This window comes from Hydrogenophaga sp. (assembly GCF_019264445.1).
In the GTDB taxonomy this organism is placed as follows: domain Bacteria; phylum Pseudomonadota; class Gammaproteobacteria; order Burkholderiales; family Burkholderiaceae_C; genus Hydrogenophaga.
The window spans coordinates 1-7,931 of the sequence record NZ_JAHVAB010000071.1 but is presented as its reverse complement, the minus strand read 5'-3'; the positions used below and the strand labels follow the sequence as shown (position 1 = coordinate 7,931).

The 7,931-nt window shown below is 68.6% G+C and carries 8 protein-coding genes; 2 read left to right on the top strand and 6 right to left on the bottom strand.

Annotated features, from left to right (window positions below; genetic code table 11):
• Nucleotides 1-195: 195 nt before the first annotated feature.
• From KXJ60_RS15710 to KXJ60_RS15695, 4 genes are all read right to left on the bottom strand, one after another.
• Nucleotides 196-885: a glutathione S-transferase family protein gene (locus tag KXJ60_RS15710; RefSeq protein ID WP_291130004.1), complete on the bottom strand. Its 690-nt coding sequence runs from the start codon at nucleotides 883-885 to the stop codon at nucleotides 196-198.
• Between the two features lie 98 nt (nucleotides 886-983).
• Nucleotides 984-1,310: a metal-sensitive transcriptional regulator gene (locus KXJ60_RS15705; RefSeq protein ID WP_291130003.1), complete on the bottom strand. Its 327-nt coding sequence runs from the start codon at nucleotides 1,308-1,310 to the stop codon at nucleotides 984-986.
• Nucleotides 1,311-1,404: 94 nt separating this feature from the next.
• Nucleotides 1,405-2,358 (bottom strand): complex I NDUFA9 subunit family protein, encoded by a 954-nt coding sequence (locus KXJ60_RS15700; protein WP_291130000.1) that lies wholly within the window; start codon nucleotides 2,356-2,358, stop codon nucleotides 1,405-1,407.
• A 27-nt stretch (nucleotides 2,359-2,385) separates the two neighbouring features.
• Nucleotides 2,386-4,341 (bottom strand): lytic transglycosylase domain-containing protein, encoded by a 1,956-nt coding sequence (locus KXJ60_RS15695; protein ID WP_291130006.1) that lies wholly within the window; start codon nucleotides 4,339-4,341, stop codon nucleotides 2,386-2,388.
• An 87-nt stretch (nucleotides 4,342-4,428) separates the two neighbouring features.
• On the opposite strand from KXJ60_RS15695, the gene KXJ60_RS15690 reads away from it, so the two are divergent.
• Nucleotides 4,429-5,079, top strand: coding sequence for a 5-formyltetrahydrofolate cyclo-ligase (locus KXJ60_RS15690; protein ID WP_291129997.1), 651 nt, complete (start codon nucleotides 4,429-4,431; stop codon nucleotides 5,077-5,079).
• Between the two features lie 199 nt (nucleotides 5,080-5,278).
• Here KXJ60_RS15690 and KXJ60_RS15685 read toward each other — a convergent pair whose 3' ends face one another.
• Both KXJ60_RS15685 and KXJ60_RS15680 read right to left on the bottom strand, forming a co-directional pair.
• Nucleotides 5,279-6,196: a DMT family transporter gene (locus KXJ60_RS15685; protein ID WP_291129994.1), complete on the bottom strand. Its 918-nt coding sequence runs from the start codon at nucleotides 6,194-6,196 to the stop codon at nucleotides 5,279-5,281.
• A 14-nt stretch (nucleotides 6,197-6,210) separates the two neighbouring features.
• On the bottom strand, nucleotides 6,211-7,233 hold the full coding sequence (locus tag KXJ60_RS15680; RefSeq protein WP_291129991.1) for a LysR substrate-binding domain-containing protein: 1,023 nt from the start codon (nucleotides 7,231-7,233) through the stop codon (nucleotides 6,211-6,213).
• A 127-nt stretch (nucleotides 7,234-7,360) separates the two neighbouring features.
• Here KXJ60_RS15680 and KXJ60_RS15675 point away from each other — a divergent pair, with 127 nt between their 5' ends.
• Entirely contained in the window at nucleotides 7,361-7,864 is a 504-nt protein-coding gene (locus KXJ60_RS15675) for a DUF2917 domain-containing protein (RefSeq protein ID WP_291129988.1), read from the top strand.
• The last annotated feature ends 67 nt before the right edge of the window (nucleotides 7,865-7,931 follow it).

Below are 7,931 nucleotides of genomic sequence, written 5' to 3'. Positions count from 1 at the left end.
GAGCGTGGGGGCAACGCGACCGGGCCAGCCGCCGGGCCGCCCCAAGGCAGGCCCAGCCCCCTCGGGGGGCAGCGACCCGCGCAGCGGCGGAGCGTGGGGGCAACGCGACCGGGCCAGCCGCCGGGCCGCCCCCAAGGCAGGCCCAGCCCCCTCGGGGGGCAGCGACCCGCGCAGCGGCGGAGCGTGGGGGCTCTTTTACCGGCCGAGTCGGTAAGGCTCGTCGAAGTCGATGAAGTCGTGCTCGGCCAGCGCATCGTCGACCCACGCCTTCACGCCGGGCAGTGCACTCACGCGCGCCACGTAGGCGCTGAGGTCGGCGGGCAGGGGCAGCTGGTAGGTGTTCAGGCGCATGCAGACCGGCGCAAAGTAGGCGTCGGCAATCGTGAAGTCGCCAAACAGCAGGCTGTGGGCCGGCTGCGCTGCGAGCAGCTCGCCCCAGAGGCCGCACAGGCGCGCCACGTCGGCGCGCACGTCGGGCTTGTCGCGCCAGACCAGTCTGCCCACATCGGGCAGCGAGGCCTCGATGTTCATGGGGCAGTGGTTGCGCAGCGCGCCAAAGCCGCTGTGCATTTCGGCGCACACGCTGCGTGCGCGAGCCCGGGCTTTCACGTCCTGGGGCCAAAGGTGGTGTTCGGGGAAGCGCTCGGCGAGGTACTCGGCAATCGCCAGGGTGTCCCACACGGCGAAGCCATCGTCGACCAGCACCGGCACCTTGGCAATGGGGCTGACGGTGCGCAGCTGCTTCTTGAAGACCGAGTCCGGGTCGAAGGAGTCGAACCGCACCATCACTTCTTCAAATGGAATGCCCGCCTGTTTCATGAGCACCCAGGGCCGCATGGACCACGACGAGTAATTCTTGTTGCCGACGTAAAGCTTCAAAGCCATGGGAATGCCCTCCAGAAATGAGGGGCCCATGGTAGGACGTTGCCGGCCCGCCATTGATGCGAAAACGCGCCCGGATTGATTCGGCGCAGATGAATGCTTTAGGCGTATTTTTCGAGAATGCGCGTGGAGCGCTCGACTTCGCGAAATGTGTTGATCTCGGAGTTCGATTCCGTCACGGCGTCCATTACCGAACAGGCCATCATGCGGTAGAAGGCTTTGTCCATGGCCTTGCGCGCGGCGGCCATCTGCTGGGCCACGTCTTCACAGCCGCGGCCCGCCTCCACCATCTCGATCAGGCCCCGCACCTGGCCCTCGATGCGCTTGAGCCGGTTGACCACATCGCGCTGGTGTTCCGGGCGGTAGGTTGAGGGCAGTGAGTGTGCCTCGGGGCGGCGGTTCGGGCTTTTGGGCTGTGGGGTGGTCATGGTGCTGGGTGTCGGTTAAAGGTATTCATTTCGGCGACGTGCTGAGTGTGCCAAAAAAATACCCCCGTACCCCAAAACCGCCTGCAAGGGGGTGTCAGCGCCCGGCTTCGTGCCGGTAGTCCAGCAACTGGCTGCGCCCGCCGCGTTGCCCCAGGTAGGTGGGCGCCACGCTGTGCACGCTGGCTGGCACGACCCCCAGGGCCGAAAGGCCCGGCCATTGCTGAGTGGCCACGTTGTCGACCGACATGGCCGCGAGGTTGTCGCGGCTCATCAGGGGCTCGCCCGGCATGAGTTCCATGACGCGGGCCTGCAGTTGGCCCAGTGCTGCGGGCAAGGGCCATACGGGGCGCTGGCGACTGCCGTAACGACCGGCGATGCGCACCAGCTCGGCGAGGGTGAGCACGTCGGGCCCCACGCACTCGAAGGTCTGGCCCACGCTGCTCATGGGCAGGCCGCTGTCGCGCAGGCTGGCTTCAATGGCGCTGGCCACGTCTTCCACCCACACGGGCTGAAAGCGGGCGCCGGCACTGGCCAGGGGGACCACAGGAAAGACCGCCTGCAGTTGCGCAAACAGGTTGAGGAAGCGGTCCCCGCTGCCAAAGACCACGCTGGGGCGCAGGATGGTGAGGTCCAGGCCGGCGCCGCGCAGCACCTCTTCACCGCGCGCCTTGCTGCGCTGGTAACGCGAGGGGCCGTCCAGGCTCACGCCGAGGGCGCTGACATGCACCATGCGGCGCACGCCTTCGGCCGCACACGCCTCGGCCAGCGCCAGCGGCAGCTCGACATGCGCGCGTTCAAAGGCGTCTTCGGTGCCATGCAGGATGGCCACGAGGTTGACCACCGCGTCCTGCCCGTGCAGCAGGCCCAACAGTTGCGCCGGATCGTGCACGTCGGCTTCGATCACGGTCACGCGGGGGAGGTGCTGCACGCTGGCGGCGTTGCGGGCGCGCCGCGTGGGCACGGTGATGTGCCAGCCTTGCCGGTGCAGTTTTTCGCAGACATGTCGGCCAATGAAGCCGGTGCCGCCCAGGAGGAGAACGTTGTTCATGAGGCGATGTGCCGTGTGTGGCTGTCGTCAGGGCAGGTCGGGGTTGATCGTGGGCGCCCCGTTGGGCCGCGGACCCACGGTGCCCAGCCTCGCTCGCAGCGACTGGGGCTGGCCTGTGATGAGGGCCGCGTAGTTGGTGGTGTTGGCCAGCACGCGCTTGACGTAGTCGCGCGTTTCCTCGAACGGGATGTTTTCGGCCCAGACTTCGCCCGGCAGCACGGGGCCGTTGCGCCATTGGCGCGAGCGGCCCGGGCCCGCGTTGTACGCGGCGGCGGCCAGCGGCAGCGAGCCCTGGAAGTCATCCAGCGCAAATTTGAGGTAGGCGGTGCCGATCTGGATGTTGGTGTCGCGCTCGGTGATCTGGGAGGGCTTGAAGTCGGTCAGGCCGATCTTGCGCGCGGTCCAGCGCGCGGTGGCCGGCATCACCTGCATGAGACCCGAGGCACCCACCCCCGAGCGCGCGTCGGTGATGAAGCGGCTCTCCTGCCGGATCAGGCCGTACACATAGGCCGGGTCGAGGCCGATCTCGTTCGCACGGCTCACCACCTGGGCGCGGTGGGGCGTGGGGAAGCGCTGGGTGTGGTCCAGGGTGTCCGAGGTGCGCAGGCTGGTGTTGATGCAGCGGTCCCACAGCTCGTGCTGGCAGGCCAGCGCAGCGGCGGCCAGCAGCTCGCGTTCGCCCATGCCACCCGGGTTGTGCAGGCCCACGGTGTAGTTCCATTCGCGCACGCCTTCGCTGCGCAGGCCCAGGCGGATGGCGATCAGGGCGCGGCGCAGGCCCGGGTTGGACTGCGCGGCATTGACCTCTTCGGCGGTGAGCGCAGCGGGTGCCGGCGGCACGGTGATGGGGCGACCGAGTTCTTCGAGCGCAAGCTGTTCGTAGAAGTCGCGGCTGGAGGCGATGCGCTCGAAGAGATCGCGCGCCTGCGCCGTCGCGGCCACCGCGTCGGGCTGCTTGAGCGTCTGGATCGCGCGCGCTTTCCAGTACAGCCAGGTGGGCTCCTTCTGCTGCGACTCGCTCATGGCGTCGATCGCTTCGCGCACGGCCACCCACTCACCCGCGCGCATGCCGGCGCGGGCCTTCCAGGCCAGGTGCTCGTCGTGCATGAAGCTGTCTTCGCCGTTGGCGAAGTGGGTCAGCGCTTCGGGTTGCAGTTTCTGTGCGGTGCGTTTGCCGATCACGCCCCAGATCCAGCTGCGCTCTTCCTTGGTGAGCTGGGCTTTCCAGCGCGTGCGGTCCATTTCGAGCGCCGCAGCCGCCGGGTCGTTGGCGGCCAGGCGCACGATGGCGAGCGTGACCAGTTCCTTGGTGCGGGGCCGGATGGCGGTGAGCTTTTCGTCGAGGTACTTCGCCGGGTCGTTGGCGATGCTCTCCACGGTGGCGGTCAGGTCAGGATCGATCATGGCCACGGCTTGCGTGGCCACGCGCGGCCGGTTGAGATCCATGGCCAGGCGTGCGCGCTGCCACACCGCCTGCGGCTTGAGGTGGCGCGTGTCCAGCAGGGCTTTGGCGGCGGACGCACAGCCGTCGTCGGCGTCGCGCTGGGCGTGCCAGTTGGCCTGTACCAGCGGGGCGGCCACTTCGCCGGACGTGCGGCCGGTGGCCACATCGCGCAGGAGCGCGTAGCAGCGCACTTGCCGGTCGTCGTTCATCCGGTAGCGTGGCAGTTCGGCGTCGAAATTGCTCCAGTCACGCGCCTTGCCCAGTTGCAGCAACCAGTCGTTGCGCAGGCGGTCTTCCCAGTAGCTGCCCGCCATGCGGTCGAGTGCGGCGCGAATGTCGGTGGGGCTGGCGATGTCCAGCCGCGCACGGGCTTCCCAGTACTGGGCCAGCGGCTCCAGCGCGTGGCCGCGCACGCTGGGCAGCAGGTTGGCCAGCTGGAAGTTGTTGCCACGGCTGAACGCTGATCGCATGTCGAGCAGCGCGGCGTCGCCACCGGCGCCTTGTGCAAACAACGAACCCGGCAGCACCAGCCCCGCCATAATGACCCGCAGACCGAGCCCCCGCAGGTGACGACCGATTCGCTGCGCGCTTTCCCGTTTCTCATCAACCAGTTTCATGTATCGATTATGGACAACAAAGACGGTCAGAGCCCCCACAAACCCCACGCTGCGCACGCCGACGGATCGGCGGCAGCGCTCAAGGTCGAATGGCGAAAATCGCTGATTGAAAAACGACAGGGACTGGCCGACCGCGCCTGGCGCAACGACCTGCTGCAGCGTGTGATGCGCGTGTGGCTGATCGACCGGCCCGACGCCGTGATCGGCGCGTACTGGCCGATCAAGGGCGAGTTCGATCCGCTGCCCGCGCTCTTTCGCTGGCAGGAAGCGGGGCTCGAAGAGGACGCGCAGGGTGCCCAGCGGCATCGGCGCATCGGCCTGCCTGTGGTCAACAAGATCGACAAGACCCTGACCTTCTACACCTGGTACCCCGGTTGCCCGATGGAGGAAGACGCCTACGGCATTCCGAAGCCCAAAGACACCGAGATCGTTGAACCAACCCTGATCTTCGTGCCCTGCGTGGGCTATGGCCCGGGTGGTTTCCGGCTCGGCTACGGCGGCGGTTTCTACGACCGAACCCTCGCCAGCCTCAGTCCCAAGCCGTTCACGGTAGGGCTGGGTTACGACTTTGGCTACCTGCCCGACCTCAAGCCCGAGGTCCACGACGTGCCGCTGGACGCGATCCTGAGCGACACCGGCGTGATGTGGCCTGAAAGGTAGGGCCCCCACGCTCCGCCGCTGCGCGGGTCGCTGCCCCCCGAGGGGGCTGGGCCGGCCTTGGGGCGGCCCGGCGGCTGGCCCCTGGAGGGTATTGCCCCCACGCTCCACCGCTGCGCGGGTCGCTGCCCCCCCGAGGGGGTTGGGCCTGCCTTGGGGCGGCCCGGCGGCTGGCCCTGGCCCCCACGCTCCACCGCTTCCGCTACGGGTGTTCGGCGTTGGCGTGGGCTTCGGTGATGCGTTTTTCGCGGCGCACGAGGTAGAGGCCGCTGCCGATGATGATGGCGGCGCCCAGCCAGGTGTGTGACTCGGGCAGGGTGTGCCAGATCAGCCAGTCCAGCCCCAGTCCCCAGGCCAGTGCGCTGTACTCGAAGGGGGCCACCGCTGATGCCTGGCCATGGCGGAAGGCCTCGGTGATGGCGAGCTGGCCGCAAAAGCCGGTGATGGCCAGCGCGAGCAGCAGCCAGGCGTCGCTGCGCTGGATGGCGACCCAGTCGGGCCAGGCCAGTGTGCCTGCGCCGATGGCCACCAGCACCATCATCGACAACACCATGCTCTCGCTGCTGTCGGTGCGGCTCACCAGCCGCCCTGCCACGGCGGTGATCGCGTAGCACAGGGCTGCGCCCAGGGTGGCCAGGCCGCCCAGCGTGACGAAGCCGGTGGTGAGGTCTTCGCCACTGGGCCGCAGCGCAATCAGCACGCCAACGAAGCCGATGCCGATGGCCCACCAGTGGGCCGGCGGCACGCGCTCCTTTAGCACTGGCACCGACAGTGCGGTGATCAGCAGCGGCGAGATGAAGAACAGCGTGTAAGCGGCCGACAGCGGCAGCTCGCGCACGCCCATCGTGAACATCGCGAGCATGGCGATGCCGAGCACGCCCCGCAGCAGGTGCAGGGGCCAGCGCACCTTGAGCACCGTGCGCCAGGCGCCGCGCCAGGTGATGTAAAGCACCACCAGCGGCAAGGCGGTGAGGCCGCGCAAGGCGGCAATCTGCAGCGCCGGGTAGCGTGCCGAGAGGGTTTTGAGGACCGCGTCCATGAGGGCGAAGAAGCCCACGGCCAGCAGCATGAAGACGATGCTGCGCAGGTTACCGGCAGCGGTGTGGGTGTGACGTTCCATGGGCCGCGTGGGTGTCAGTCCATCTGGTCAATGGTGTCGGGGTCCGGCACATCGCCGATGGCTTCGCGGGTGGCCGCGGCCTGCAGTAGCAGCCAGTCGCAAAACGCCTTGACCTCGGGGCGTTGGGCGCTGCGAGGCGCCACGATCAGCCAGTACACCAGGGGCGAGTCCAGGCGGGTGTGGGGCAGGGGCTCCACCAGCGCGCCGCTGGCCAGGCTCTCGGCCACCAGCGGCAGGCGCGCCAGGGCCACGCCCTGGCCGGTGAGCGCGGCCTGCACGATCTGGTTGGCGTAGTTGAAGTACATCCAGCGCTGCGGCGTGAGCTTGGCGGGTGCGTTGCGGGTGGTGCGCTTGCCGTTGGCCGGGGTGCTGCCGAAGGTGTCGAGCCAGCGCTGCCAGGTGAGCCACTCCAGGTGGCGAGTGCGGTGCGCATCGCCCGCTTCGATGAGCGCGCAGCGCGAGAGGTCTTCAATGCTCTGGATCGGGTGCGACTTCAGCAGCCACGGGCTGGCCACGGGCGTGAGCTGCTCACCAAACAGCCGGTGCGCGCTGGCCGGCATGGCTTGCGGCACGGCGTAGCGCAGGGCGAGGTCCACATCGGAGGTGGCCAGATCCACCGCGTTGTCGGTGGCATCGATGCGGATGTCGATGTCGGGGTGGTCGCGCTGGAACGCTTCGAGCCGCGGGATCAGCCACATCGAGGCGAACGACGCCCAGGTGGTGATGGCCACGCTTTTGCGCCCTGCGCTCTGGCGGATTTGCCGCACCGCGGCGTCGATGCGCTCCAGCGCCATGCTGGAGGCGCGCAGCAGCTGAGAGCCCGCGCTGGTGAGCTCGACCGCGCGCGTGTGTCGCAGGAAGAGCGCCGTGCCCACCTCGTCTTCCAGCGCCTGAATCTGCCGGCTGACCGCGCTCTGCGTCAGCGAGAGCTCTTCGGCGGCGGCGCGGAAATTGAGGTGGCGGGCCACCGCCTCGAAGGCGCGCAGGTGCCCGGCGGCGATCGGGCGGGTGCGGGGGTGGCTGCTGGTGAGCTGCATGGAGGCTCCTGGCATTGATGCGGTTATCGAATCAATAGCTTACTGCGCTTTCATTGGACGACAAGGGGGCGCAGCCCGAAGATTCATTCCCAGGATGAGCTACTTGTCCTTTCTTCAGGAGCCTCTCATGACCACCCGTTTCGCCTCCCCCGCCGTGTCGTCCGACCGCCTCGCCGCCCCCATCAGCGCGCGGGGCTGGCGGCTGGATGTGCGCCGGGCGATGACCCTGCGCCCACAAGTGCCCAGCCGGTTGCAGATCACGCAAGGCCGCGTCTGGGTGACGCTGGGCCTGCCGCACCTGGGCCATGGCAACGAGTCGGGAGACCTGATGCTGGAGGCGGGCCAGTGCCTGACGGTGCCAGCAGGCGCGCGCCTCGTGATGGAGCCCTGGCAGGCCGAGCAGGCCGGGCCCGTGCGGTTCGACTGGTGGACCGAGCCCGAGTCGTCCGCTGCCGCGCAGCCGAGCCGGTTTGGGCGCGAGGTGGCCACCCCGTCGCGCGAACTGGCGACGGCGCTGGGCCAGGCGGGCTGGGCGTTCCTGCGGTTGTTGCGTGGCCTGTTTGGCTACAGCGAATATCTGGTAGCGGGCCGGGGACGTGTTCTGACCCCATTCGAGTCCAACCCACCCTGAAGGGGTGTTGCCCCCACGCTCCGCCGCTGCGCGGGTCGCTGCCCCCCGAGGGGGCTGGGCCTGCCTT